The following is a 22,919-nucleotide window of genomic DNA, read 5'->3' as shown; positions in this document are numbered from 1 at the left end:
TTCAGTCCTCTCGCTTCATCTGCTGCACCATGCGCAGCACCTCGGCCACGCCTTCGAGCAGCTCGCTGGGGATGTACTGGTCGGGCTCGGCGGTGGCCATCAGCGCCCGCGCCAGCGGGATGTTCTGCAGCACCGGGATGCCCTCCTCCCGCGCCGCGCGCACCATGCGCTCGGCCACGGCGCCCTCGGCCTTGGCCAGCACCACCGGCAACGGCGTCTCGCCCTGTTCGTAGCGCACCGCGATCGCCAGGTGGGTGGGGTTGGTGATCACGACCGACGCTTGGCGCGTCTTCTGCACCGCGCCTTCCTGCAGCATCTCCTGGTGGATGTGCTTGCGCTGGTGCTTGATGTGCGGGTCGCCCTCGGCTTCCTTGTATTCCTGCTTGACCTCTTCCTTGCTCATCATGAGGCCCTTGGTGTACTGGTACCGCTGCCAGGCGAAATCGGCCGCCGCGATGACCGCGTAGCCGACCGAGATGCGCACGATCAGCGCCTTGAGCAGCATGGCGAGGGCGACACCCACGCCCACCACGCCGGCCTGCGGCAGCGTCATCAGCGTCGGCAGGGACTCGCGCAGGACGGCGTAGACGATGGCCGACAGCAGGCCGATCTTCAGGATGTTCTTCAGGAACTCGACCAGGTTCTTGGCCGAGACGATGTTCTTCAGGTTGGTCACGACGTTCAGCTTCTTGGCCGACGGCATGAGGGCCTTGAACGAGAACAGCATCCCTGTCTGCAGCATCTCCGCGAACAGACCCAGCCCGATGATGATCAGCAGGAACGGCAGCATCAGGGCGATGGCCTCGTGCAGCAGCTGCGAGACCAGCGCATCGAGGGCATCGCCGAATTCCATGGTCAACATGCCGGCGGGCAGCACGATCATCTGCCCCAGGCGCCGCACGATGTCCTGCGCGTCGGCCAGCATGTAGCCGAAGATCGCCAGGATCAGCAGGGTCTGCGTGAAGTCCTTGCTGTGGGCCACCTGCCCTTCCTTGCGCGCCTCGCGGATCTTCTTGGCGGTGGGCTGCTCGGTCTTCTCGCTCATCGCGGCACCCCCGTGCGCCACTGGCCTTCGAGGGTGGGGATCACCTTGCGCAGCTGCTGCAGCTGGTCGACGCCATGCTCGAACAGTGTCGCCATGTAGAGCACCAGCACGAGCAGCGCGAGCGCGCTCTTGATCGGCATCGCCAGGAAGAACACCTGCAGCTGCGGCACGAATCGGCTCACCAGCGCCAGGCCGACCTCGGCCAGCAGCATGGCGACCACCGCCGGGGCGGCCAGCAGCAGCGCGACGCGCACGAGGCGAGACAGCTGGTCGAGCAGCAGCGGCACGGTCTCGGCCCGCAGGGTCGGCGCCCACGTGAAGACGTCCCAGAGCCGGTAGCTGTCGTACAGCAGGTCCAGCATGAGCAGGAAGCCGCCGCTGACGAAGAAGAAGACGATGAACGCCTGGTTGAACAGCACGCCCAGCGGCGAGCTGTCGTTCCCGGTCAGCGGATTGAGGGTGGCCGCGATGCTGGCGCCGCGCTGGTTGTCGATCAGGAAGCCGATGGCCTCGAATGCCCAGAACGGGATCGCCACCAGGTAGCCGAGCACGAAGCCGACGAAGGCTTCCTTGACGATCAGCATCAGGATCTGCAGCCCCCCCAGCTCGCTTGCGGCGACAGCGGGCATGAGCGTCGGGGCGACCACCAGCCCCAGCGCGGCCGCCACGGACATGCGCAACAGCCCCGGCAGGAGCTGGCGGTTGAAGATCGGGATGGGCACGAACATCGCGAGCAGGCGCGGCTGCGTCCAGGCCAGCGCGAGCACGAAGGCCTTGGTTTCGGTGTACATGCCCGCCGCGTCCATGGTCGCTAGCGCCCCACCTGCGGGAACATCTCGAAGACCGACAGGGTGTAGTTGTAGAGCTCGCCGCCGATCCAGCGCGCCGACAGGGCCAGCATGGCCATCACGGCGATCAGCTTGATGGCGAAGGACAGCGTCTGCTCCTGGATCTGGGTGAGGGCCTGGAACAGCGAGAACAGCGTGCCGACCAGCGACGCCACGATGATGGTCGGCAGCGACAGCCAGAGCACCAGGTACAAGGCCTTGGTGAGGAAGGAAACGAGGTCGGGGGTGCCCATGGGCGTCCTCAGGTGTAGGTGAGCACGAGGCCCTGGATGAGGCGCGTCCAGCCGTCCACGGCGACGAACAGGAACAGCTTGAGCGGCAACGAGATCGTCACGGGGGAGACCATCATCATCCCCATTGCGAGCAGGATGTTCGAGACGACCAGGTCGATCACCACGAACGGCAGGTACAGCAGGAAGCCGATCTGGAACGCCGCCGTGAGCTCCGAGACGACGAAGGCCGGCATCAGCACGAGGAAGTCGGTGGGCTTCACGTCGGCGGCCAGCTCCGGGCCCCACATCTTCTGCGCCGTGCGCACGAAGAAGTCGCGCTGGGCCGGCTTGCTGTTGCGCTCCATGAAGCCGCGAAGCGGCTCGCCGCCGCGCCGCACTGCGGCCACCAGCGACTCGACGCTCTTGAGCGACGATGGCTGCTCGATCGTGTTCGCGTAGATCCGGCTGCCGATGGGCGCCATGATGTAGGCCGTCAGGATCAGCGACAGGCCGTAGAGCGCGAGGTTCGGCGGGATCTGCTGCACGCCCAGGGCGTTGCGCACCAGCATCATCACCACCGAGATCTTCAGGAACGACGTCGTGACCACCACCAGGGTGGGCAGCAGCGCCATCAGCGCCAGGACGATCGCCAGCGTGATCGGGTCGAAGCCGTTCATGCGCCTGCGCCCGCGAGCGAGGTGATCGTCACGCCCAGGCGGCCGTCGATCTCCACCAGCTCGCCCGTGCCGACCAGCGCACCGTTGACACGCAGGCTGACGGCCGAGGACAGCGGTCGTGCCAGGTCGATCGACTGACCGACCTGCAGCCCGCGCAGTTCACCCAGCGTCAGCTGGCGCTCGCCGAGGTCGAAGGCAAGCCGCAGAGGAAGCTGGTCCGCGGCGAGCGGCTGATCGCCGGCGGGAGCGGTGGGGGTCGATGGCATGGTGGATCCCTTGGGGGTGAAGGCTTCGGTGACGACCAGGGCGGCGCCGTCGCGGCGCACGCGCATCGCGCCGCCTTCGTGCGTGAGGCACAGGTGGCCATCCGGGGTGAGGAAGACGTCTTCCAGCAGGACGGCGTCCCCGATCCGCAGCGAACGCAGCTCCTCGGGCGGCAGCCAGGTGCCGCCGATCTCCGCGCGCAGCTGCACCGGGAGGGAGTCCGCGTCGAGGGCGTTGGTCACGGGCGGCGTGCGCGCGAGCAGGCCGGCGACGAGCATCAGCCCGAGCGAGCCCGTGGCGAGCGATCCGCGCACGACCTGGCCGGCATCCTGCCGCAGTTCGACATCGAAGGCGTGCGGCGCGTCCAGCGCCACCGGATCGCGCGTCAGCGCCAGCAGCTGGGCCGGGCCGCGCTGCAGTCCGGACAGCATGGCAAGCAGGTCGCCACACGCGGTCTCCAGCACGGCGGCCGCGAGTTCGTCGGACAGCTCGCCCGCGTCCAGCGAGGGAAAGCGCGCCGCGATCCAGCCGCGCGCCGCCGCCGCCGGCAGGCGCAGCGCGAAATCAGCGCCAGCCCACTGGGCCTGCACCGTCCAGTGGGCCGGTTCCGGCGGCTGGACGTCCGACCGCGGAACCAGCGTGAGCTCCCAGTCGCGGCCGGCCCAGCCGAAGCGGCAGCCACGGGCGCGCTGCGCGATGGCGCTGCGGGCCTGTGCCTCGTTGCGGCTCAGGCGCGTCAGTCGCAGCTTCTCGGCGGGCGGATGGGATGTGGTCATTCGGCGGAATCGGAGATGCGGCGGGTCATGGCGAAGCGGCGACCTCGAACAGGCAGGGATCCTCGTCGTCGTCCGTCTGCACGCGCAGCAGCACGGGGCGGGCCAATCGCTGCGCGAGCAGCGGGGCCTGCTCGGGGACGGCGGCATTCAGGCGCAGGCGCGAGGCCTCCACGCTGCAGACGAAATCCACCTGCAGGCGCCCGTCGGCCTCCCGGACGACCACCGTCACCCCAGGCAGGTGGTCATCCTTCAGCTCCATCCGCACCTGGCGGGAGCCGGCTTCGTCGTCCACCATGAGCGCCGCAAGGGTGTCGGCCACCTGGCGCGCGAACTCAGGATTCACGGCGGGGGCGGCAGGCGCGGCCGGAGCGATGCCGCCGAACAGCGCGAATGGGCGCGGGATCTGGTCTGCTTCGCCGTCCTGTGCCGCGGGCGCGGCGGCCATCGCCTGCTCGAAGCGTTCACGGTCGCCTGGATCGGGCCGGGGCTGCTGCCCCGGGGCGAAGCCGTCACCCGAACGGGCGCCGAAGTCCGGCACCGCGACATCCAGGCGCAGGGGGCGATCGACGCTCATGGCGCGGTGTCCTCGCGCTCGTCCCAGTCGGCCCGGTCGCGCCGCGTCTCGGCCACCTCTTCGAGCTCCGCGTCCTCCTTGCGCTCGAGTTCGCGCAGGTGCTCGTCGGCGTAGACCTGCGCCAGCTCCATGAACTTCTGCTTCATGCGCGAGGCCTCGGCATGCACCACCTGGCAGGTCTCCAGGGCACCAGCCTCCTGCCGGCGGCGCTCCTGCGCCTGCGCCAGCGCCTCCTCGTGGCGGCGCTCCTCGCCGCGCAGCGACACCACCGCAAGCTGCACGTCCTCGATCTCGCGCAGGCGCACCACGCGCGTGCACAGGTCCGCGTACAGGTCGTCTTCCCGCTGCTGGGCGAACCCGCGGAACGCCTCCAGCGTCTGCTGCGCGCCGTCGCGCCGCGCCGTGGCATCCGCCAGCACCGTGCGCTGCTTGCGCACCGCCAGCTCCGCCTTGTTCTCGCGGAAGGACTTGATCGCCAGGAGCTCGCCGAAGACGCTCATGCAGCCCTCACTGGCCCACGATGGCACGCAATTGCGCCAGCGTCTGATCGAATCCCGACTGTTCGTCGGTGCGCTGGCGCAGGAACGCCCGGATCGCCTCCTGCTTGTCGATTGCCTCGTCGGTGGTGGCATCGCCGCCGCGCTTGTACTCGCCGATCTTGACCAGCAGTTCCACTTCCGCGTACTTGGCCATGAGTTCGCGCAGGCGCCCGGCGGCCTTGCGGTGCTCGGGCGTGACCACGTTGTTCATCACCCGGCTGGCCGATGCCAGCACGTCGACCGCGGGATAGTGGTTGGCCGCACCCAGTCTGCGGGAGAGCACGATGTGGCCGTCGAGGATGGAGCGCGTCTCGTCGGCGATGGGCTCGGTCATGTCATCCCCCTCGACCAGCACGGTGTAGAGCGCCGTGATCGAGCCGCGCTCGTTCATCCCGACCCGCTCCATCAGCTTGGGCAGGGTGGCGAACACGCTGGGCGGATAGCCGCGGCGGGTCGGCGGCTCGCCGGCGGCCAGGCCGATCTCGCGCTGGGCGCGCGCGAAGCGGGTGACGCTGTCCATCAGGAACAGCACCTTCTTGCCCTGATCCCGGAAATATTCGGCGATGGCCGTCGCCACGTACGCCGCCTTGGCGCGCTCCATCGAGCTCTTGTCGGAGGTCGCGCAAACGACAACGCTCTTGCGCCGCCCCTCCTCCCCCAACTCGTGCTCCAGGAATTCGCGCACCTCGCGGCCGCGCTCCCCGATGAGGGCGATCACGGTCACGTCCACGTCCGCGCCCTTCACCAGCATGCCCATGAGCGTGGACTTGCCACCGCCGGCAGCGGCGAAGATGCCCATGCGCTGGCCCTCGCCGCAGGTGAGCGTCGCGTCCAGCACGCGCACGCCAAGCTCCAGAGGCTGGTGGATCAGGCGGCGCCGCAGCGGGTCGGGCGCATCCGCGAACACCGGGTAGAACTTGTCCGACTCGAGCGGGCCCCGCTCCTTCTCGTCCAGCGGCCGCCCGAGGCCATCCAGCACGCGCCCGAGCAGGCCCGAGCCCACCGGCACCATGTGCGCGCGGCCGGTGGGGATCACCTCGGTGGCGGCGCTGATGCCGTACATGTCGCCGATGGGCGTGAGCAGCGCGGCGTCCTTGACGAAGCCGACCACCTCGGCCTTCATCTCGAAATCCTCGTCCGGGTTGCGCAGCAGGCACACCTCGCCGACCTTCACGGTGGGCACCACCGCCTTGATGATGGTGCCGATCACCTGCGTGACGCGACCCTTGATCCGCAGGGTCGGGGTGTCCTGCAGGGCCAGGGACATCATCTCGGTCACGTATTCGAACTGGCGCATGGTGGATCGGGCCTCAGACGCGGCTGCCCAGCACCTTCTGGAACGCGGAACGCAAGGCGGCGAGCTGCCCCTCCATGCTGGCCTCGACCAGGCCGATCTCGCTCTCGAGGATGCAGGCGTCGGCCTTGAGCCGGCTGTCCGCCACGATGTCGAGGTAGCCGACGCCCGGATAGTCGGCCAGCAGCTCGTTCACGCGCGCCTTCACGGTCTCGACCTGCTGGGGCGGCAGCCGCAGCGTCATCTGCTTCTGGTTGCGCACCACGGACAGGACGTTGCGCACCGTGATCAGCACCCGCTCCTCGTCGTCGAAGTCGCTGACGATCTTCTGCACCGCCTGCATGACGAGGTCGACCATGCGGCCTTCGACCTTGCCGAAGTAGTCGATGGTGCGCGACACGTTCTCGATCATCTGCTCGGCCTGCTCGAGCCGGGCTTCCTCCTTGCCCTCCTCGTAGCCACGCCGGCGCTCCGCCTCGTAGGCCTCCTGCGCCTGTTGCCGGATGGCATCGGCCTGCGCGTTGGCCAGGGCGACGGCATCCTCGGCCGAACGCAGGGCGCCGAGCTCCTCCGCGCGCACGATCTTGCGGGCGGGGTCGAGGCCGAGCGCCAGCTTGCGCGCGGGAGTCAGCGGGTCGCGCGGAACGAGGAAAGCCATGCGGGATCGAGGGATGCGAGGACGGAAAGCGCCAGGGCGAGCGCACCCGTGCCGGCAGCGAGCGGGATGGGCAGCAGCGCCCGGCCGGCCGCGGCTCCGGGTGCGAGACGCAGTCGGGCACGGTCGGCCACAGGGGCAGCGGCGGCATCGAATGCGGCGTCGAGCACCGCGGCGCCGAGCCGCTGCGCCTGGGCGGCAGCGTCCCGGTGGTCAAGCGCTTGCCCGACGGCCGGCGCCTGCGGCGCGCCGCGAAGGGCGAACTGCCAGCCGGCCTCGCCCAGCTGATCGCGCAGGGCGGCGACGTCTTCACGTGCGATCGTGCGTCGCACGGCGGGCGCCAGCAGCGCGATGCCGCAATGCAGGACCAGTCGGTCGAAGGCGGGCTGCGGCAGCAGCGCGATGGCGAGCGCCTCCTCTCCCAGCCCCATGACCGGCCCCAGACGCAGCTCGCGGCGCAGTGCGGCGGACCAGTGCCGATGCAGGACGGGCCCGGGGACCGCCGCCGGATCCTGTGCGAGCAGCCGGCGCAGCGGGTCGGGCAGCAGGCGTGCCGCCTGCGCCGGGTGCAGCAACAGCGACGGCAGCAGCTCGAAACGCAGCAGGCTTTCGGCCAGGGGGTGGCCCAGCGAGAAGGCGGCGGCCATGGACATGGCTTACGCGGCCTCGGCGGTGCCGGCAAGCCGGGCGCGGGCGGCGCGATGCGGCCACCAGAACTTCCAGGCCAGCCAGCCGGCGGCCGCGCTCGCGGCGAGCAGCAGGACCACCAGCACGGCCACCAGTGCGCCCGGCGCGCCGCCGGCGGCTGCGGCGGGCGTCGCAGCACGTGCCCGCGGCGGCTGCGCGCTCACCAGCACGATGGACACCTTGTCGGGCGTCAGCCCGGGGATGCTGTTGGTCACCAGTCGGCGCACCATGGGCTGGACCGTGTCCAGGTTGTAGCCTTCCTGGTGCTTGATGAACACGGCGGCCGAGGACGGCAGCGACGGGTCGCCGGTGCCATTGCGCTCGGGCAGCACCACGTGCACCCGCGCCACCACCACGCCGTCGATCTGCGAGATCGTGGCGCCGAGTTCCTGCGACAGCGCGTAGAGGTAGCGGGCACGCTCCTCCAGCGGCGAGGAGATCAGGCCTTCCTTCTTGAACACGTCGCCCATGCCGGCGAAGCGTTCGCGCGGCAGCCCTTGCTGGCGCAGCAGTTCGACGGCACGGCCGACCTGCTCCGCGTCGATGCTGACGCCGACCATGCCTTCCTTGCCCGGGACTTTCTCCGCGGAGATGCTGGCGTTCTGCAACGCGGCGAGGACCTCGTTGGCCTCCGGCTCGGGCATGGCAGCCATGAATTCCACCTTGCGCCCGCAGCCTGCGAGCAGCAGGGCGAACAGCGCCGCCAGGAGCCAGCGCGTCATGGAGGACCTCATTGCATCTTCACCAGCTGGTCGATGTTCTGGGTGGAGCGGCTGATCGCCTTGCCTACCATGTCGTACTGCACGGACATCTGCGCGACGCCGATCTGCAGTTTCAGCATCTCGGCCATGGTCATGTTCGCGCCCGCGTCGAGAGCCGCGTTCACGGTACGCCAGGATTGCTGGAACTCGGTGGACAGGTTCTGCATGCCGCCGAGGATCGCGTCGCCCAAGGTGCGGGGGCCGGCCACGGCCGCGGGGGCGAATGCCTCCTGGACCGCCTGGGCAGTCGCGGTGGGCTGCACGTCCATCAACTCGGAGAAGCGGGCCGCCGCGAGGTCGTCCGGCGCTGCCGTCGGTGCGTGCACGGCGGGTGCCGGCGCGGGCGCGGCCAGGGCCGCCAGGTTTGCTGCTGCCGCAATGTCCATGTTCAGTTCCCCTCGGGCTCGATTGTGCCTCGGCCGCGCATGCCTTTCGCGAGCGATGCGTCCCCTGCCTCGCCGAGTGCGCGCCGGCTTTCCGACGCGCGGCCGGCGAGCTGCAGCGCCAGCGCCCGGAAGGCGTGCAGCTGCGGCTGGTCGTCCTGACCGACGGCGGCCAGTCCGCGGTCCAGGACGCGCACCGCGTCGTCCGCGCGCCCTGCATTGAGCGTGGCCATGGCCGCGCCGACGTAGCAGTACGCCCCCGCCGGGCGCAGGCGCACCAGCGCGCCGAAGATCGCTTTGGCGCGCGGCACGTCGGCCCGGGCGGCTGCGAGGAAGCCCACCTCGGTCAGCAGCCGGATCTCGCGCGAGTCAAGCAGTGGCCTCTCCCTTGGCCGCCATCAGGCCGGCGAGCGCTTCGGCGCGCTTCCTGACGCGCTCGCCGCCGGCGGCGCCTTGCTGGCAGTAGCGGATCACCAGTTCCACGGTCCTGCGGGCTTCCTCGAGATCGCGCTGCAGCAGCAGGCACTCGGCAATGTCCAGCGAGTGCTGCGGCTCGTGCGGCTCGATGGTGGCCAGGAAGGCATAGACGTTCATCGCCTCGCCGTAGCGCTCCAGCATCCGGTGGCACAGGGCCAGTCCCCGCAGGTAGCGGACCTCGGTGGGCCGGTACAGCGTCAGCAGCGAGAAGTAGCGGAAGGCGGTCTCGTACCGGGCCTGCGCGACCAGCTGGTGCGCCAGCGCGTAGACGGCCTCGACGTCCGCATTGGACAGCCGCGCGCTGCCCGGCAGCGCCTCGAGGGCATCCTTCAGTTCCAGGACCGCCGCGACGGCAGGTTGGTTCTTGGCTTGGGTCATGCGCGGCTCCTTCAGATGTTGCGTGCGATGCCGCGGTTGGTCTCGAGCGACGCCTGCTGGATCGACTGCAGCTTGTCGCGCACGTCGCGGATGATGTCCATCATCTGCTGCATCATGTCGTTGGCCTGCTGCGCCCCCGATTCGGCGACCTTGGCGGCGGTCTCGTAGTCGGTCTTCTTGGCGTCGTGCATGTCGGCCGCATAGGTGAAGCCCGAGGCGGCGATGCCGAAGCCACCCTGGATCATCTGGCCGGTGCCCGTGCCGGTGGCGATCGATGCCTGCGTTCCCTTGATGCCGCCCGCCATCTGCGACGCGCCCGCCGCCATGGAGCCGACGCCCTGCAGGATGCCGGCCGTCAGGCGGTCGGCCGCCGCCGACCGCATCTCGTCGGCCGCGCTCTGGAGCGAGGCGACCTGCTGCTGCAGGTTGGCGGCCCGCTCCGTCCGGGCACTGTCGCGCATGGTCTGCGCGAGCTTCTGGAACAGCGCCAGGAAGGCGAACATGTCCGCGTTGACCTGGTCGCCCTGCAGCATCGCCAGGCCCTTGGCCGCACCGGCGGCCGCCTGCGGCCCGACCTCCGCCGGCGGCGCCAGTGTGGCCGCACGGTTGCCCACGGCCACGCCGGCCTTGAGCTGCTCGGCCAGCAGCGCGAGTTTCGCGCCGTCGATCTCGCGGCCCGCGCCCGTGGCGGCCGCCTTGCCAGCTTCGCCCGCCCCCGCCGGCACGCCGAGGTTCGGGATGTAGCCGCCGTTGATGCCATCGATTCCCATGGTGTTCTCCTTGTCTGTGCGGTGGGTGCGGCTCAGGCCAGCATGCCCTTGCCACCGAGGTTCGAGCTGATCTGCGTGCGGCTTTCGGCCGCCGCGCTGATCATCTTGCTGACGACGCTGACGCCTTCCATGATCTCGTCGAGCACCTTCTTGATCTGCTCCCGGTCGTCTTCCATCTGCTTTTGCAGCTTGGCGATGATCGCGTCCATCATCTTCTTGTCGGCCTGCGCGTTCGCCGCGGCGTTCTCGTCCTTGGCCTTGCCGATCTGGAGCGCGCCGCTGGCGACCGTGGCCGCCCCCGCGGTGACGGTGGCGGCGGCCTGGCCGATGCGGGCCGCCGTGTCGACGACCTTGGCGATCTGCGACACCGCCGCGCCGGTGCCGGCGCCGGCCGTGGCGACCACGAGCACGATGGAGATGGCGATGGTGGCGATGGCGGTCGTGATGCCGGCGGCCAGCGCAGCCTTGGCCGGGTCGACGCCGGACAGCTCCAGTGCGCCGCCCATGATCTGGCCGGCAAATGCCGGGTCGACCAGCACGGCGCCGGTCCAGCAGCCGACGATGCCGGAGGCGAGTTCGCCGATCGACTCGGCCTTCTCCTTGGACACCCCCATGCCTTCGAGCGCCGCCGCGAAGCCCTTGGCCAGCAGGCTCGAGACTTCGAGGGCGGGCCCGCCCGCCGCCTTGCTGATCTGGCTGGCCAGGCTGATGGTGGCGCCCACCAGGCCGACGATCGCCAGCGCGAGGAAGGGCGCAGCCGCGCCGCCGGAGGCGACGGTGGCCACCGCAGCCACCGCCACAGCCGCGGCCGCCGCGATGAAGCCCGCGATCTTGGCGACCCAGCCGAAGATGCCCATCGCCTTCTGCTTGGAGGCGGCATCCTTGCACTTCTGGATCCATTCGTCGATCTTCTTCATCGCTTCCTGGTTCCTGTCCTCGAGCTTCTTCTTGCTGACGTTCAGGCCCTCCTTGGCCGTCGCCAGCTGCGCGTCCTGCGTCTTCCCCTGCAGGTAGAGCAAGGCGGCCGCCATGTCCTCAGCGGAGAAGCCGACACCCACCGAATCGATCGCGGGTGCGCCGTTGGCGTTGGTCACGCCGGGCGTGCCGGCCGGGTTCTGGGTCTGCAGCGTCAGGGCCAGCTTGGCCAGCTCGGCCAGCATCTTGGCCGAGTCGATCTGGCTGACGCCCGCGCCGGCGGCCGCGGCCAGGGCCGCTGCATCCTGGCCCGCCGCGCTCGCGAGGCTGCCGAGTTCGGGGCGTCCGATGTTGGATCCGATGGCGCTCATGCCTGGCTCTCCTCTTTGGCGGCACTCTGGCTGTCGATCAGGCCGCGCAGCGCCTCGGCCCGGGACTTCAGCGGCGCATGCTCGGCGCCTTCGCACTGTGCGATCACCATCTCGAGCCCCTCACGCGCCTCGGCGATGCGGCCGAGCGCGATCAGGCACTCGCAGCTGTGGAAGGTCGGCGCCGGGTCCGACATGTCCATCACGGAGGCGAGCGTGTAGTACTTCAGCGCCTCCTCGTAGCTCTTGACCATCTGCAGGCTGGCCGCGAAGGCGTTGACGAACCGGCGCTCCAGGTGGTTGTGGATGCACAGGAAGCCGAAGGCCTTGACGGCATCGTCGTAGCGTCCCTGCGAATACAGGCTGTGGCCGAGCGCGTACAGCACCTCGTAGTCCTGGTCGGTGTAGTCGTAGACCGATCCCAGCGTGCCGCCGTGCATCAGCAGCTCGCCGATCTGCTCGATCAACCTGTCCGCGGGCACCGCGGCCTGTGGCTTTGCTTGCATGGTTCTTCTCCTCCTGCCGCGTCAGCGCATGTTCGAGAGGATGGAACTGCGGCTGTCCTGCATCTTCTTGACGAAGTTCGTCATGATGTCGAATGCCTCGTTGCGCTTGTTGGACAGGCTCTGGAGCCGCAGCATGTCCTGCTGCTGCGTGTTGCCCATCGCGTCGATGCGCGACTTGACCGTCTGGATCAGGCTTTCGATCTCGCCCTTGGTGGTGGATCCGTTCACGCCGCCCCAGTAGTTGGCGTTGTCGGTCGTGCGGCCGGCCTTGCCCGTGTCGATCGTCAGCCCCGCATCCTTGAGCGCGTTGTTGATCGGTTTTTCCGCCTGGTAGTCGTCGGCCTTGATGTAGTCCCGCACCTCGGTGGTGGCCGACATGTCGGACTTGAACTTGGCGGACAGCCCGCTCAGCTGCCCCAGCGCGAGGTTCAGTTTGGCGATGGTCTCGTTCTTCTCCTGGACCGCCTTCATCTGCTCCATGAGCTGGGTCTCCAGCACGTTGGCGCGGTTGGTCTGGACGGCCAGCAGGGCGGTCTCCAGATCCATGCCCTGGATGTTGATGGTGGTGATGCCTGCGACGGGGGTGACGGACATGGTGGCTCCTTGTGGGGTGGACGGGTTCAGACCATCGAACGCGGCTTGCGGGCGCCGCCGGTCGCGGGCGGGGCGGCGAAGCGGGCCCGGGCGGCCGCCTCGTCGACCTCGCGCTGGATCGCCTCCTGGTCGGCGCGGAGCAGGCGGGCGAGCTCCTCCTTCTCCTTGGGGCCCATGTACTGCTCCAGGGCGGGGGCGATCTTGGCCGGGTCGATGCCGGCGTCCCGGAAGAACTGCGAGCGCTGCTGCAGGTCGCCCTGGACCTTCGCCAGCAGTGCCTCGGTTTCCGAAATGATCTTGGCTGCGTAGCCTTCGGCCTGTGCCATGGTTGCTCCTTGTCGTGTGGGCTGGGATCGGGGCGCCGGTCGCATTTGCCCGGCACCTGCGTTGAGTAACGGGCCCCGGCGTTCGGTTCCAGGGCGCGCCGCCGGCCGGCAAGAAATTTCCCGCGGCGCGGATGGAACCGCTGGCGGCCGCCGGTTACTACCACCCGACAGCACGGAAAAAGAGCGCCCGCAGCCCGCCCCCCCCATGACACGCATCGAAGGCAACCCGTTCGGCGGACTTTCGCAGGGCCTGGGCACCAGTGCGGGCCAGGCGGGCGGCGCCCCCCTGTCCACAGGCACCTTCCGTGGCGAGCAGCTGCAGGTGAAGGACGAACTCTCGGTGCTCGCGGATGCGGCCGAGGAGATCAGCCTGCACCACAGCGAGAAGGCGGAGAGCAAGCGCCATTCCGAGCGCAAGGTCGAGACCGACCCGCACGCGCAGGCGATGCAGATCGAGCAGATCAACGCCTACCTGGAGGCCGCCAAGGCGTTCGACGACCCGGGCAAGCTGGCGGAGCTGGCCAAGCGCATGCAGGAGTCCGGGGCCAACCCGCGCGAGCTTGCGCGCCAGCAGACCGGCGATCCCACGCAGCAATACGTACTACTCCAGTACGGCCGGCACCAGGGCGAGGCGGGCGGCGCGCCGCAGGAGGTGCTGGAGCGCATCGAGGACGCGCTGGCCGACCTGGAGGCGGACCACGGCCCCAGGATCCGGGCGGGGCTCAACACGATCGGCACCGCGGCCGACTGGGGGCACACGGGGCAGGACGTCGCCGACTTCCAGGCCGCGTACCGCGACGTGGTCCTGGGCGACAACACCCTCTCGGCCACGCTGCGCCTCGTGCTGGAGCGCCTGGGCGGCCCCGCCGGCGGCGACTTCGGGCGCGGTCTGCAGGCGCTGATCCAGGCGATCGGCACCGACCTCGCCGCGGCGCGGCCCTCGGCCGACCCCACCCGGCTGCAGGCCCTTGTCCAGGACCTGTACCAGCTGGAAGTCGTGTCCACCGTGGTCGACGGCTGCAGGGAGCTGGCCCGCACCGTGGCCGACCGGCAGCCGGGCGCCGCGCTGCACCCGTTCGAGCTGATGAAGAACCTGGTGGCCGTCACGGGAGAGAAGTGGGTGGGCGCCAGCCGCTTCACGGCCATGGCGGACCGGGCAGGCCTGCACGACGTCGGCGCCTGCATCGCCTTCCAGACCGGCGTGAAGAATCTCCTGCGGGAGATGCCCCCGAAGGTCTTCCCGGACGCCGACGTGCGCCAGTCCATCCTGGGTGCCGCGCAGGATGCGCTGGACCAGGCGATCGACCGCGAGGAGGAATGAGTGACCTGGGTCCATGACACCCTGGCCGAATTCGGCCGCCAGCTCGGGATCGACCGGCTGGACTTCGGCCGCCACGGCGTGGCGCAATTGCAGCTGGCCTCGGGCGGGCTGATCGCGGTGGAGCCGGCCCGCCGGGGCGACCAGGACGAGATCCTCGTCTATCTCGGCCGCCCGGTCGGCCATCAGGCGGCATCGGTCCTGCGCACGGCCCTGGCGAATGCCCACTTTCGCCACGGCGGTCCGATGCAGGTGCAGGTCGCCCTCCGGGGCGAGGGACCCGAGGCGATCCTGCTCGCCCTGGTGCGCCTGCCCGAGCGCGCCTTCACCCCGCAGGCGCTCGCCCGCGCCGTGGACTTCCTGCAGCGCTGGCTGGACGAGGCCGGCGCCTGAACGCGGGAACCGATCCGGCGCGCCCGTTACTTAGAATCCGAGCCCACCCCAGAAGCGGACACACATGTCGGACTTTCGCATTGGCAGCGGCCCCTTCTTCGACCGGGGCATCGACAGCATCACCTTCCGGGGCAGCGAGGGATCGCAGGGCCTGCCCGGCCAGCAGGAGCTGGTGCCGGCCGAACAGGGCCAGCGGCCGCAGCTCGAACAGCTGCTCGCGATGCCCAATCTCGATGCATTCCTGGAGGATGCGATCCGGCCGGAGATCGGCGACCGTGAACTGCTGATGCCGCAGCGATTTCGCCAGACGCTCGATTCGGCGCTCGCCTCGCTGCGTGACGAGGCCGAACGGCTGCAGGCTTCCGACCCCGAGAGCGCGCGCGTGCTCGGGCGCGCCAGCCGCGTGATCGCCGAGGAACAGGGCCTGCGCGACCTGGTGCAGATGTACCGCTCGGTCCTGTACCAGGGCTGAGGGACGCATGGCCGAATCCGAAGCCCGCCTGCTGGCCCTGCTGGGGTACGTCTTCCTCCAGAACGCACGGCCCGACAAGGCTGCCAGCGTGCTCGCCGCCCTGGACGTGCTGGCGGGCGGACAGCCGCGCGTGCTGCGCGGCCTGGCGGTGGCACAGGTGCGAAGCGGCAAGCCGCACAAGGCACTGGAAACCCTGGACCGGCTGGCCATGGCGGGCGGCGTGGATGCCGCCTTCCACCTGCTGCGTGCCCAGGCGCTCGGCGCCGCCCAGCGCACCGAGGAAGCCGCCGTCGCGATGAAGACCTACGTGCAGATGCGCGGCGCCGCCGCCCCGGCCGCGAGCGCCTGACGATGCAGACCCTGCAGCCCCGACTCCAGCGGCTCGTGCTGCTGGCCACCAGCCGCAACGACATCGTCCTGGCCGTGATGCTGGTGGCGATCATCTTCATGATGATCCTGCCGCTGCCCACCTGGCTGGTGGACGTCCTGATCGGCGTCAACATGACCGTCTCGGCGATGCTGCTGATGGTGGCCATGTACCTGCCCTCGCCGCTGGCGTTCTCCAGCTTCCCGTCGGTGCTGCTGGTCACCACGCTATTCCGGCTCGGCATCTCGATCGCCACCACCCGGCTGATCCTGCTGCAGGCGGACGCCGGGCACATCATCTACACCTTCGGCAACTTCGTGGTCGGCGGCAACCTGATCGTCGGCCTGGTGGTGTTCCTGATCCTGACCATCGTGCAGTTCGTGGTGATCACCAAGGGCGCCGAGCGCGTGGCCGAAGTGGCGGCCCGCTTCTCGCTCGACGCCATGCCGGGCAAGCAGATGTCGATCGACGGCGACATGCGTGCCGGCACGATCGACATGGAGGAAGCCAAGCGCCGCCGCCGGATCGTGGAGAAGGAGAGCCAGCTCTATGGCGCCATGGACGGCGCCATGAAGTTCGTCAAGGGCGACGCGATCGCCGGCCTCATCATCGTCGCCGTGAACCTGCTGGGCGGCATCCTGATCGGGACCATGCAGCGCGGCATGACTGCCGCGGGCGCGGTGAAGACCTATTCCGTGCTGACGATCGGCGACGGCCTGATCGCCCAGATCCCCGCCCTGTTCATCGCGATCTGCGCCGGCATGATCGTCACGCGCGTGCAATCCGAAGAGGGGCCCTCCAACGTCGGCAAGGACATCGGCGCGCAGGTGCTCTCCCAGCCGCGGGCGCTGGTGATCGCCTCGGCCGTCGCGGTCGGCATGGGCCTGATCCCGGGCATGCCGACGCTGATCTTCGTCACCCTGGGCGTCGTGCTGGGCGGCGTCGGCTTCACGCTGCTGCGCGCCACGCGCAAGGTGGTCGACGAGAAGACCGGCGAAGTCACCGAGGTCCCGGCGATGCAGGCCGCCGCCGAGCCACCGCGCAAGCAGCGCAACGAGGCGGGCGAGGAGTTCGCGCCCACGGTGCCGCTGCTGATGGATGTCGCGGCCCACCTGCGCGACAGCTTCGACCCCGAGATGCTCAACGAAGAGCTGCTCAAGATCCGGCGCGCGCTGTACTTCGACCTGGGCGTGCCCTTCCCCGGCATCCAGCTGCGCTTCAACGAGACGCTGCCGGCCGAGAGCTACAACATCCTGCTGTCCGAGGTGCCGGTCTCGCAGGGCAAGCTGCGGCCCGGTTTCCTGCTGGTCCGGGAGAATCCCCAGAACCTGGGCGCGTTGCAGATCGCGTACGAGACCGACCGGAAGTTCCTGCCGAACATCCCGACCCTGTGGGTGCCGGAGTCGCTGCGCACACCGCTGTCCAACGCCGGCATCCCCTTCATGGAGCCCGGGCAGGTCCTCACGTACCACCTGGCCTTCGTCCTCAAGAAGTATTCCGGCGAGTTCATCGGCATCCAGGAGACCAAGTTCCTGCTGTCGGCCATGGAGGGCCGCTTCCCTGACCTGGTCAAGGAAGTCACCCGGGTGCTCCCGATCCAGAAGATCGCCGAGATCCTGCAGCGCCTGGTTTCCGAGGACATCTCCGTGCGCAACCTGCGCACCGTGATGGAAGCCCTGATCGACTGGGGCCAGAAGGAGAAGGACTCGGTGCTGCTCACCGAGTACGTGCGCTCCAGCCTCAAGCGCCACATCAGCTACAAGTACTCGACCGGCCAGAACATCCTGCCGGCCTACCTGCTCGCCCCGAACGTGGAGGACACGGTCCGTGGCGCGATCCGCCAGACCAGTGCCGGCAGCTACCTGGCGCTCGACCCCGCCGCGGGCAAGCGGCTGGTGGAGAACATCAAGCGCACGGTGGGCGACCTCGGCGCCAGCGCCCAGAAGCCGGTGCTGCTCACCTCGATGGACATCCGCCGCTACCTGCGCAAGATGATCGAGCAGGACCTGTACGAACTGCCGGTCCTGAGCTACCAGGAGCTGACCCAGGAGATCAACATCCAGCCGCTCGCGAGGATCGAGCTGTGAAGCCCTCTCTTCCCAGCTCAGACCTTCGAGAGCGCCTCGTCCAGCGTGGGCGTGACCGCGAACAGCGTGAGGAAACCGCTCATCTCGAACACCTCCCGCACCATCTCGCGCATGCCCGAGATCGCCAGCCTGCCCTGGCCGGCGCGCAGCTTCTTGCCTGCCAGCAGGATCACCCGCAGGCCCGCGGAGCTGACGTAGTCCATGTCGGCCAGGTCGAACACCATGCGCTTGCAGCCCTGCTCCAGCCGCTCGAGCACGGCACGTTCGAGTTCGGGCGAGCTGGCGCTGTCCAGGCGGCCGACGGGGCGCAGGATGGTCACGTCTCCGCGGGTTTCCTGGTCGAGGGTCATGGTGTGCAGCCGTTGGCAATGAGGGTGGGCGATTGTAGGCCGGGGCTGCCATGAAGCGTGACGATCTGCCCGAACTGCGCATCCTCTCCGGCACCCATGCCGGCGCGCGTGCGCCCCTCGCGGATCGCGTGCACGTGCTGGGGAGCAGCCCCGAATGCGACTTCGTCCTGAGCGACGAGGGCATCGGTCGCGAGCACCTGCGCCTGGAGCCGCAGCCGGACGGCGGCGTGCTGCTGCACTGGATGGACGGGTCCTCCGAGCCGCTGCGCCTGTCGCCCGGCGCGGTGGCCGAGATCGGCCCGGTGGCACTGACGATCGATGCGGCGCACGCGCCCTGGCCGGCGCAGCCCCTGCCCGGTGCGCCCGAAGCGGCGCCGGCCGTGGAGCCCCCGGACGCACCCGCGGCGCTCTCTGCGCGGGCCGAAGCAGCGCACCAGGTCCAGGCGCCCGCGCCTGCCCCCGTCCCGGCACGCCGCCGCGGCACGCCCGTCTGGCTGCTCGCGCTGGTGACGGCGGCGGGCGTGGGCAGCATCCTGGCGGTCTGGACGGTGCTCGCTTCACCGCGCCCGATGACCCCGGGGGTCGCCGCGCCGTCACGCCCGGCCAACCAGCGCGAGCAGATCCTCGCCATCGCCGCGGCACTTCGCCTGCAGGACCGCGTCGCCCTCGACCCACTGCCGGACGGCAGCTGGCGGGTGCGCGCCTCCATGTTGTCCGACGAGGAAGGAGACACCCTCGCCGAGGCGCTCTCGCGCCTGTCGCCAAGGCCCGGATTGCGCATCTCGAGCGGGCGCGAGATCGCCCTGGAGATCGGCGAATGGGTGGACCGCCAGGCAGCGCAGCTGGCACTCCCACTGTCCGTGCAGGCGCTGGGCCAGGGCCGCTTCCGATTGCAGGGCCAGGTGCCGGACGCCGCCACGCGCGACCGCCTGCTGGCGCAGCTGCGCGCCGAGTTCCCGGCTGGTGCCGTCTTCGAGGATGCCCTGCACACCCCGGAGTCCGCCGCGGCCGCGCTGCTCGCGGAGCTGCGCAGCCAGGCGGCGGCCCGCGTGGACGGCGCGTGGGTGGATGGAACGCTGCGGATGCGGGTGCAACTCGCGCCCCGGGACGTCCCTGCCTGGGAACGTGCATTGACCGCTGCCTCGGCGCGCCATCCGGTGCCGTTCCGGGCCGACCTGTCCTTCACCGCCGCGGCGGCCCCGTTGCCGACGGAACTTCCCCTGCACATCCGAAGCATCGTCGGCGGCGACCCGGCCTACGTGGTGCTGGCGGACGGCAGCAAGCTGGTGGTGGGCGGCAGCCGCAGCGGCTGGCGGCTCGCCGATGTCTCGGCCGATGCAGCCCTGTTCGAAGGCCCCGGCGCGCGGCGGGTGCAGGTGCGGCGCTGACATGACGGCACTGACGGAACTCGAGGAGCGGCTGGCGCAACCCGGTGGCGCCGCCCTGCGCACCGAACTCATCCAGCAGCTCGCCGCCCTGGAGGATCGCCTGCGCGGACAGATGGCTGCCAGCCTGCCGCGCGACGAGTTCGCCAACGCGACCGCACTGGCGCAAGCCGCCCGGGCGGCGCGCGAAGTGCTGGAAACCTGGCCCGTCACGGGCCCGCCTGGACAGACCCCCGACCTACAATCCCTTTTCGCCTCAAGCAGGAGCAAGCCATGATCGTGAATTCGCCGTCGTCCTCGCTGACGTTCGACTACATCAACAATTCCGTGGCCACCGCGGTGCAGGCGAAGGAGAGCTCGCTGCAGACCCGCATCTCGGGCATGGGGCAGAACCCCACGACGACAGACCTGCTCCTGCTGCAGCAGGAGGTCCAGCAGTGGACCATGATGACCCAGATCCAGAGCACGCTGGTCAAGGAAGTGTCGGACGCCATGAAGGGCGTCATCCAGAAGGCCGGCTGAGGCCAGCAGCTGCCGCGCCGGCCGGGCGTGCCAGCGTTCAGGCGCGCAGGAAGGACGCGAGCTCGCGCGGTGACGGCGCCCCTTCGGCCGCTGGCGCCGGTGCGCGCCGCGCGTCCAGCCGGGTGATCCATTCCTCGGCCGCGGCCACGAACCCTTCCACGACCGCCAGGACGCCAGGCCCGCTCGCATCGTCCAGGCCGACGGTGCGGCACAGCACCACCTCGTGGTGGGCCGGGTCCACTGCGAGGGTCGCACCGTGCGTGCCCGCACCGAACAGGTTGGCCTGCAACAACTCCACATAGAGCGCCTCGCGCCCCTGGGCCGGCAACGTGCCCACGGTGGTGTACAGGTGCATGGCGCGCGCGTCGGGGTCGTGCTCCAGGTTGACGGCGACATGGCCGTCGAACACCAGTCGTGCGCAGCCTGCGGCGTCGAGCCGGAGCCCGGGCAGGCCCGTGGCCTGGCCCAGGTCGATGAGAAGTTGGTCGGCGGTCATGCGTGCTCCTGGGACGGGGATCCGGGCTGGAGTTCGTAGAGGAACTGCAGCGGATCGGACACCCGGGCCTGACCATCGGGGGCGATGGCGATCTCGAACGTGAAATGGGCATGGCTGCCCTGCGGGTCCAGCGGATGCATGGTTCCGCCGGCAGGATCCATGAAGAAATCAGCCGCGCGGATCGCGTAGTCGACCCGCAGCGACAACCCGTCCTCGCCATCCCGGCCCATCGTGTAGGTGATCCGCTCCGGCCCCATCAGGCGGCCGGGCGTTCCGTCCGGCAGGCGCACCGGGCTCTCGGGCGACAGCATCATCTCCTGGATGCCGGCCAGCAGGTTCTGGTTCGCGTAGCGGGACAGGTGCATCAGCAGCGCGTCGCTGCCACCGGCGAGGGCGCGCACTTGCGCGATCGCGGCGCGCAGCTGACCTTCGCGGGCCGGCGCGTCGTCGGCCCGCGCGGCGCGCTCCAGCAGGCTGCGGGTGCCACCGTCCTCGCGCACCACGTAGTGCGCGCGCGGCAGGTCCTTCCAGAACGCTTCGCACACGCCGGTGCCCAGCTGCGCTTCGACGTGTTCCGGCGGCCGCCCGGCGGCCACGGCCGCGAGGTTCTGCTGGAAGATCTTCTGCGCCGCCGGTCCGGCCACGCCGATCTTCACGTTCACCCGGCCGTCGGTGGAGACGTCCGCACCGAACGCCTCGCGCAGCGCCGCCTGACCGCGCGGGCCGAGGTCCGCCACGGCGTAGGCGTGGTCATCGGGCAGGCTCGGCAGCGCGATACCCCCTGCGCGCAGCGTGTCGCCCACGGCGAGTTCGAGCATCTGCAGGTCGATGCCCGTGTCGAACATCCGCTTGCCGAGGGCGGGGTCGCGGCCCTCCATGCTGTCCATGCCGGGCAGCAGGGCCATGCCGGCCTCCGAGCAGGCTGCCGCCAGGGCGCGCCCTTCGGGGCTGTTCAGGACCGCGAACACCTGCTGCAGCTGGGCCTCCGGCAGCTGGGCGACCGCCCCCATCACCAGGCGGTGGCGGAACTGCATGATCTTGTCGGCGTCGTCGATGCGCTCACCCAGCTTCTGGTGCGTGAGCAGCGCCGTGGTGCCGCGCTCCTGGGCCCGCTCCAGCGCCCGCAGCATTCCGCCCAGTTCGCCGCGCGCAGCAGCGGTGGCTGCCGCCAGGACCTCGGTGTCGCAGGCGCCGACGACGGCGGCCTTGCGCAGGTCGACTTCCGCGCTCAGCTGGTCGCTGCCGCGCTCGACGCCGAGCTTGGCGAGCCCGTCGCGCACGTCGCGCAGTTGCTCGTGGTTCAGCTCGCCCGGCAGCAGGTTCGAGGGGCGCAGCATGCCCTCGAGATGCGCCACCAGTCGCGCCAGCTTGGGATCGACCTGCGTGCCGATCCGCAGGTCGTGCACGTCGCTGTGCGTGCGCAACGCGTGCAGGTGACGTGCGGCCTCGACGATCTCGCCGGCGAAGCCGCGGGGATCGCGCAACGGCCCGCGCGGGTCGTCGACGGCCGGCTCGCCGTGCGCGAGCAGCCGGTCGGCCGCCGCCAGGAAGGACGTCTCCGATTGCTCCGCCCGCACGCCAACCGCGCCGCTCAGGAGCCGCTCGAGCGTGAACGGTGGCTCGGCGCCCAGGTGGGTCGTGGTGTCCAGTAGATCGCGCTGCTCACGGCTGGGCAGCAGCTTCACGGCCTGGCCGACCGCGACCGCATCGAGCGTGCCGCTGTCGACCAGCGTGTTGATGGCCTCCTTCACCAGGGCGCGCTGCATGTCGCGGCTGCCATCCTGGCCGTGCTCGGCGAGCAGGTTGGCCGCGATGCCGTAGCAGGCGCCGTACTGGTAGTCGACCGCGGCCGGCCCTCGCGGCACTTCGGCGATGCTCTTGTCCAGCACCGGCTGCATGCGTTGCACGGCCTCGCCCACCATCCGCTGCACCAGTTCCTTCTGGGTCGACGTGGCGAGCAATGCCAGGTGACCCGCGGCGGACGCGTCGGCCTGCAGCGCGCTGTTGCGCGCCAACGCCAGGCCGTCCTTCAGCTCGGTGAGCTGGCGCGTGCTCATGTTCGTCAGGTGCACGTCGATCCGCTGCTGCAGCACCGCGTCGTAAGCGGCGCCCCGGCTGGTGAGCGGCTCGGCGGCGGCAGCGATGTCACGCATGGCCGCCAGCGCCGCGGCGCCGTCGACCTTGTGGGAGCCCGTCTTGGACAGCGCACCGATCAGGTCGCCCACGCGTGCGCTGGTGGCCTCCAGGCCGGCGCGCACCTTGGACTGCGCGCGCAACCCGTGCGGCGTCGCGGCGTCCAGCACGCGGGTGGCAAGCCCCTTCGCCTGCGCGACGATCCCGCCGGCAGCACCGGCGCGCGGCCCCTGCGCGGACGCCGATTGCACGGTGCGCGTCCCGAGCCGGCCAACTGGGCTGTGTCCGAAATCCTGATTCAGGGCGACGCCGTGCAGCGACGCGCCAGCGATGTTCTGCGGCATGGG

At 70.1% G+C, this 22,919-nt stretch carries 30 protein-coding genes; 8 read left to right on the top strand and 22 right to left on the bottom strand.

Annotated elements, in window-relative coordinates; genetic code table 11:
* Position 1: 1 nt before the first annotated feature.
* The 19 genes from sctU to VFE82_RS18685 are packed head-to-tail and all read right to left on the bottom strand — an operon-like array spanning position 2 to position 13,049.
* Entirely contained in the window at positions 2–1,045 is a 1,044-nt protein-coding gene (gene sctU / locus VFE82_RS18775) for a type III secretion system export apparatus subunit SctU (protein WP_325001862.1), read from the bottom strand.
* Positions 1,042–1,836, bottom strand: coding sequence for a type III secretion system export apparatus subunit SctT (sctT, locus tag VFE82_RS18770; RefSeq protein ID WP_325001861.1), 795 nt, complete (start codon positions 1,834–1,836; stop codon positions 1,042–1,044). The genes sctU and sctT overlap by 4 nt, the downstream gene beginning before the upstream one ends.
* A 20-nt stretch (positions 1,837–1,856) precedes the next feature.
* Entirely contained in the window at positions 1,857–2,126 is a 270-nt protein-coding gene (sctS, locus tag VFE82_RS18765) for a type III secretion system export apparatus subunit SctS (RefSeq protein ID WP_325001860.1), read from the bottom strand.
* A gap of 8 nt (positions 2,127–2,134) precedes the next feature.
* Complete coding sequence (gene sctR, locus VFE82_RS18760) at positions 2,135–2,782, bottom strand: type III secretion system export apparatus subunit SctR (protein ID WP_325001859.1); 648 nt, start codon at positions 2,780–2,782, stop codon at positions 2,135–2,137.
* Positions 2,779–3,822 (bottom strand): type III secretion system cytoplasmic ring protein SctQ, encoded by a 1,044-nt coding sequence (gene sctQ, locus VFE82_RS18755; RefSeq protein ID WP_325001858.1) that lies wholly within the window; start codon positions 3,820–3,822, stop codon positions 2,779–2,781. The genes sctR and sctQ overlap by 4 nt, the downstream gene beginning before the upstream one ends.
* Positions 3,823–3,847: 25 nt before the next feature.
* Positions 3,848–4,396, bottom strand: a complete 549-nt coding sequence (locus VFE82_RS18750; protein WP_325001857.1) for a hypothetical protein — start codon at positions 4,394–4,396, stop codon at positions 3,848–3,850.
* A complete protein-coding gene (locus VFE82_RS18745; RefSeq protein ID WP_325001856.1) occupies positions 4,393–4,896 on the bottom strand; it encodes a type III secretion protein in 504 nt (167 codons plus the stop codon). The genes VFE82_RS18750 and VFE82_RS18745 overlap by 4 nt, the downstream gene beginning before the upstream one ends.
* A gap of 7 nt (positions 4,897–4,903) precedes the next feature.
* Positions 4,904–6,232: a type III secretion system ATPase SctN gene (gene sctN / locus VFE82_RS18740; RefSeq protein ID WP_325001855.1), complete on the bottom strand. Its 1,329-nt coding sequence runs from the start codon at positions 6,230–6,232 to the stop codon at positions 4,904–4,906.
* Positions 6,233–6,245: 13 nt separating this feature from the next.
* Positions 6,246–6,887: an HrpE/YscL family type III secretion apparatus protein gene (locus VFE82_RS18735; RefSeq protein WP_325001854.1), complete on the bottom strand. Its 642-nt coding sequence runs from the start codon at positions 6,885–6,887 to the stop codon at positions 6,246–6,248.
* The gene (locus tag VFE82_RS18730; protein ID WP_325001853.1) at positions 6,857–7,531 is read right to left on the bottom strand and encodes a SctK family type III secretion system sorting platform protein; all 675 of its coding nucleotides are present in this window, start codon (positions 7,529–7,531) and stop codon (positions 6,857–6,859) included. Before VFE82_RS18730 ends, VFE82_RS18735 begins: the two co-directional genes overlap by 31 nt.
* A 9-nt stretch (positions 7,532–7,540) precedes the next feature.
* Positions 7,541–8,293, bottom strand: a complete 753-nt coding sequence (sctJ, locus tag VFE82_RS18725) for a type III secretion system inner membrane ring lipoprotein SctJ (protein ID WP_325001852.1) — start codon at positions 8,291–8,293, stop codon at positions 7,541–7,543.
* Between the two features lie 8 nt (positions 8,294–8,301).
* Positions 8,302–8,718: a type III secretion system inner rod subunit SctI gene (sctI, locus tag VFE82_RS18720; protein ID WP_325001851.1), complete on the bottom strand. Its 417-nt coding sequence runs from the start codon at positions 8,716–8,718 to the stop codon at positions 8,302–8,304.
* Between the two features lie 2 nt (positions 8,719–8,720).
* Positions 8,721–9,056, bottom strand: a complete 336-nt coding sequence (locus tag VFE82_RS18715) for a hypothetical protein (protein WP_325001850.1) — start codon at positions 9,054–9,056, stop codon at positions 8,721–8,723.
* A gap of 28 nt (positions 9,057–9,084) precedes the next feature.
* Complete coding sequence (locus VFE82_RS18710; protein ID WP_325001849.1) at positions 9,085–9,570, bottom strand: tetratricopeptide repeat protein; 486 nt, start codon at positions 9,568–9,570, stop codon at positions 9,085–9,087.
* A gap of 11 nt (positions 9,571–9,581) precedes the next feature.
* Positions 9,582–10,340, bottom strand: a complete 759-nt coding sequence (locus tag VFE82_RS18705) for a hypothetical protein (RefSeq protein WP_325001848.1) — start codon at positions 10,338–10,340, stop codon at positions 9,582–9,584.
* Between the two features lie 32 nt (positions 10,341–10,372).
* The gene (gene sctE, locus VFE82_RS18700) at positions 10,373–11,626 is read right to left on the bottom strand and encodes a type III secretion system translocon subunit SctE (RefSeq protein ID WP_325001847.1); all 1,254 of its coding nucleotides are present in this window, start codon (positions 11,624–11,626) and stop codon (positions 10,373–10,375) included.
* Complete coding sequence (locus VFE82_RS18695; RefSeq protein ID WP_325001846.1) at positions 11,623–12,129, bottom strand: SycD/LcrH family type III secretion system chaperone; 507 nt, start codon at positions 12,127–12,129, stop codon at positions 11,623–11,625. Before VFE82_RS18695 ends, sctE begins: the two co-directional genes overlap by 4 nt.
* A 21-nt stretch (positions 12,130–12,150) precedes the next feature.
* Positions 12,151–12,723, bottom strand: a complete 573-nt coding sequence (locus VFE82_RS18690) for a hypothetical protein (RefSeq protein ID WP_325001845.1) — start codon at positions 12,721–12,723, stop codon at positions 12,151–12,153.
* Positions 12,724–12,749: 26 nt separating this feature from the next.
* A complete protein-coding gene (locus VFE82_RS18685) occupies positions 12,750–13,049 on the bottom strand; it encodes a hypothetical protein (RefSeq protein ID WP_325001844.1) in 300 nt (99 codons plus the stop codon).
* Positions 13,050–13,254: 205 nt separating this feature from the next.
* On the opposite strand from VFE82_RS18685, the gene sctW reads away from it, so the two are divergent.
* From sctW to sctV, 5 genes are all read left to right on the top strand, one after another.
* A complete protein-coding gene (sctW, locus tag VFE82_RS18680; protein ID WP_325001843.1) occupies positions 13,255–14,370 on the top strand; it encodes a type III secretion system gatekeeper subunit SctW in 1,116 nt (371 codons plus the stop codon).
* Positions 14,371–14,760: a hypothetical protein gene (locus VFE82_RS18675; protein ID WP_325001842.1), complete on the top strand. Its 390-nt coding sequence runs from the start codon at positions 14,371–14,373 to the stop codon at positions 14,758–14,760.
* 64 nt (positions 14,761–14,824) lie between these two features.
* Entirely contained in the window at positions 14,825–15,232 is a 408-nt protein-coding gene (locus tag VFE82_RS18670; RefSeq protein ID WP_325001841.1) for a hypothetical protein, read from the top strand.
* A 7-nt stretch (positions 15,233–15,239) separates the two neighbouring features.
* Positions 15,240–15,581, top strand: coding sequence for a tetratricopeptide repeat protein (locus VFE82_RS18665; protein ID WP_325001840.1), 342 nt, complete (start codon positions 15,240–15,242; stop codon positions 15,579–15,581).
* Between the two features lie 2 nt (positions 15,582–15,583).
* Positions 15,584–17,686 carry a type III secretion system export apparatus subunit SctV gene (sctV, locus tag VFE82_RS18660; protein WP_325001839.1) on the top strand — a complete coding sequence of 701 codons (2,103 nt, stop codon included), beginning with the start codon at positions 15,584–15,586 and terminating at the stop codon, positions 17,684–17,686.
* A 17-nt stretch (positions 17,687–17,703) separates the two neighbouring features.
* On the opposite strand, the gene VFE82_RS18655 is transcribed toward sctV, so the two are convergent.
* Positions 17,704–18,036, bottom strand: coding sequence for an STAS domain-containing protein (locus VFE82_RS18655; RefSeq protein WP_325001838.1), 333 nt, complete (start codon positions 18,034–18,036; stop codon positions 17,704–17,706).
* A 50-nt stretch (positions 18,037–18,086) separates the two neighbouring features.
* Between VFE82_RS18655 and sctD the strand changes: the two genes are divergently transcribed.
* The 3 genes from sctD to VFE82_RS18640 are packed head-to-tail and all read left to right on the top strand — an operon-like array spanning position 18,087 to position 19,943.
* Positions 18,087–19,424 (top strand): type III secretion system inner membrane ring subunit SctD, encoded by a 1,338-nt coding sequence (gene sctD, locus VFE82_RS18650; protein ID WP_325001837.1) that lies wholly within the window; start codon positions 18,087–18,089, stop codon positions 19,422–19,424.
* 1 nt (position 19,425) lies between these two features.
* Positions 19,426–19,698, top strand: a complete 273-nt coding sequence (locus VFE82_RS18645) for a hypothetical protein (RefSeq protein WP_325001836.1) — start codon at positions 19,426–19,428, stop codon at positions 19,696–19,698.
* A complete protein-coding gene (locus tag VFE82_RS18640) occupies positions 19,695–19,943 on the top strand; it encodes an EscF/YscF/HrpA family type III secretion system needle major subunit (protein ID WP_325001835.1) in 249 nt (82 codons plus the stop codon). Before VFE82_RS18645 ends, VFE82_RS18640 begins: the two co-directional genes overlap by 4 nt.
* A gap of 37 nt (positions 19,944–19,980) precedes the next feature.
* Here the strand turns inward: VFE82_RS18640 and VFE82_RS18635 are convergent, their stop codons facing one another.
* Both VFE82_RS18635 and VFE82_RS18630 read right to left on the bottom strand, forming a co-directional pair.
* A complete protein-coding gene (locus VFE82_RS18635; RefSeq protein WP_325001834.1) occupies positions 19,981–20,439 on the bottom strand; it encodes a type III secretion system chaperone in 459 nt (152 codons plus the stop codon).
* Positions 20,436–22,916 (bottom strand): hypothetical protein, encoded by a 2,481-nt coding sequence (locus VFE82_RS18630; protein WP_325001833.1) that lies wholly within the window; start codon positions 22,914–22,916, stop codon positions 20,436–20,438. Before VFE82_RS18630 ends, VFE82_RS18635 begins: the two co-directional genes overlap by 4 nt.
* Between the last annotated feature and the right edge of the window lie 3 nt (positions 22,917–22,919).

Source organism: Ramlibacter sp. (assembly GCF_035655895.1).
GTDB lineage: Bacteria > Pseudomonadota > Gammaproteobacteria > Burkholderiales > Burkholderiaceae_C > Ramlibacter.
The sequence above is the reverse complement of the archived record's forward strand: the minus strand, read 5'-3'. Positions and strand labels throughout refer to the sequence as shown.

What these genes read in the sequence shown, in the direction of transcription:
- VFE82_RS18730 (WP_325001853.1), bottom strand. Translation starts at nt 7,531, where the DNA reads ATGGCCGCCGCCTTCTCGCTGGGCCACCCCCTGGCCGAAAGCCTGCTG.
- VFE82_RS18670 (WP_325001841.1), top strand. Translation starts at nt 14,825, where the DNA reads ATGTCGGACTTTCGCATTGGCAGCGGCCCCTTCTTCGACCGGGGCATC.
- sctR (WP_325001859.1), bottom strand. Translation starts at nt 2,782, where the DNA reads ATGAACGGCTTCGACCCGATCACGCTGGCGATCGTCCTGGCGCTGATG.
- sctJ (WP_325001852.1), bottom strand. Translation starts at nt 8,293, where the DNA reads ATGACGCGCTGGCTCCTGGCGGCGCTGTTCGCCCTGCTGCTCGCAGGC.
- sctS (WP_325001860.1), bottom strand. Translation starts at nt 2,126, where the DNA reads ATGGGCACCCCCGACCTCGTTTCCTTCCTCACCAAGGCCTTGTACCTG.
- sctW (WP_325001843.1), top strand. Translation starts at nt 13,255, where the DNA reads ATGACACGCATCGAAGGCAACCCGTTCGGCGGACTTTCGCAGGGCCTG.
- sctI (WP_325001851.1), bottom strand. Translation starts at nt 8,718, where the DNA reads ATGGACATTGCGGCAGCAGCAAACCTGGCGGCCCTGGCCGCGCCCGCG.
- VFE82_RS18710 (WP_325001849.1), bottom strand. Translation starts at nt 9,570, where the DNA reads ATGACCCAAGCCAAGAACCAACCTGCCGTCGCGGCGGTCCTGGAACTG.
- sctT (WP_325001861.1), bottom strand. Translation starts at nt 1,836, where the DNA reads ATGTACACCGAAACCAAGGCCTTCGTGCTCGCGCTGGCCTGGACGCAG.
- sctV (WP_325001839.1), top strand. Translation starts at nt 15,584, where the DNA reads ATGCAGACCCTGCAGCCCCGACTCCAGCGGCTCGTGCTGCTGGCCACC.
- VFE82_RS18750 (WP_325001857.1), bottom strand. Translation starts at nt 4,396, where the DNA reads ATGAGCGTCGATCGCCCCCTGCGCCTGGATGTCGCGGTGCCGGACTTC.
- VFE82_RS18645 (WP_325001836.1), top strand. Translation starts at nt 19,426, where the DNA reads ATGACGGCACTGACGGAACTCGAGGAGCGGCTGGCGCAACCCGGTGGC.
- VFE82_RS18695 (WP_325001846.1), bottom strand. Translation starts at nt 12,129, where the DNA reads ATGCAAGCAAAGCCACAGGCCGCGGTGCCCGCGGACAGGTTGATCGAG.
- VFE82_RS18640 (WP_325001835.1), top strand. Translation starts at nt 19,695, where the DNA reads ATGATCGTGAATTCGCCGTCGTCCTCGCTGACGTTCGACTACATCAAC.
- VFE82_RS18685 (WP_325001844.1), bottom strand. Translation starts at nt 13,049, where the DNA reads ATGGCACAGGCCGAAGGCTACGCAGCCAAGATCATTTCGGAAACCGAG.
- VFE82_RS18705 (WP_325001848.1), bottom strand. Translation starts at nt 10,340, where the DNA reads ATGGGAATCGATGGCATCAACGGCGGCTACATCCCGAACCTCGGCGTG.
- VFE82_RS18745 (WP_325001856.1), bottom strand. Translation starts at nt 4,896, where the DNA reads ATGAGCGTCTTCGGCGAGCTCCTGGCGATCAAGTCCTTCCGCGAGAAC.
- sctQ (WP_325001858.1), bottom strand. Translation starts at nt 3,822, where the DNA reads ATGACCACATCCCATCCGCCCGCCGAGAAGCTGCGACTGACGCGCCTG.
- sctD (WP_325001837.1), top strand. Translation starts at nt 18,087, where the DNA reads ATGAAGCGTGACGATCTGCCCGAACTGCGCATCCTCTCCGGCACCCAT.
- VFE82_RS18735 (WP_325001854.1), bottom strand. Translation starts at nt 6,887, where the DNA reads ATGGCTTTCCTCGTTCCGCGCGACCCGCTGACTCCCGCGCGCAAGCTG.
- sctU (WP_325001862.1), bottom strand. Translation starts at nt 1,045, where the DNA reads ATGAGCGAGAAGACCGAGCAGCCCACCGCCAAGAAGATCCGCGAGGCG.
- VFE82_RS18635 (WP_325001834.1), bottom strand. Translation starts at nt 20,439, where the DNA reads ATGACCGCCGACCAACTTCTCATCGACCTGGGCCAGGCCACGGGCCTG.
- VFE82_RS18655 (WP_325001838.1), bottom strand. Translation starts at nt 18,036, where the DNA reads ATGACCCTCGACCAGGAAACCCGCGGAGACGTGACCATCCTGCGCCCC.
- sctN (WP_325001855.1), bottom strand. Translation starts at nt 6,232, where the DNA reads ATGCGCCAGTTCGAATACGTGACCGAGATGATGTCCCTGGCCCTGCAG.
- VFE82_RS18665 (WP_325001840.1), top strand. Translation starts at nt 15,240, where the DNA reads ATGGCCGAATCCGAAGCCCGCCTGCTGGCCCTGCTGGGGTACGTCTTC.
- VFE82_RS18690 (WP_325001845.1), bottom strand. Translation starts at nt 12,723, where the DNA reads ATGTCCGTCACCCCCGTCGCAGGCATCACCACCATCAACATCCAGGGC.
- VFE82_RS18630 (WP_325001833.1), bottom strand. Translation starts at nt 22,916, where the DNA reads ATGCCGCAGAACATCGCTGGCGCGTCGCTGCACGGCGTCGCCCTGAAT.
- sctE (WP_325001847.1), bottom strand. Translation starts at nt 11,626, where the DNA reads ATGAGCGCCATCGGATCCAACATCGGACGCCCCGAACTCGGCAGCCTC.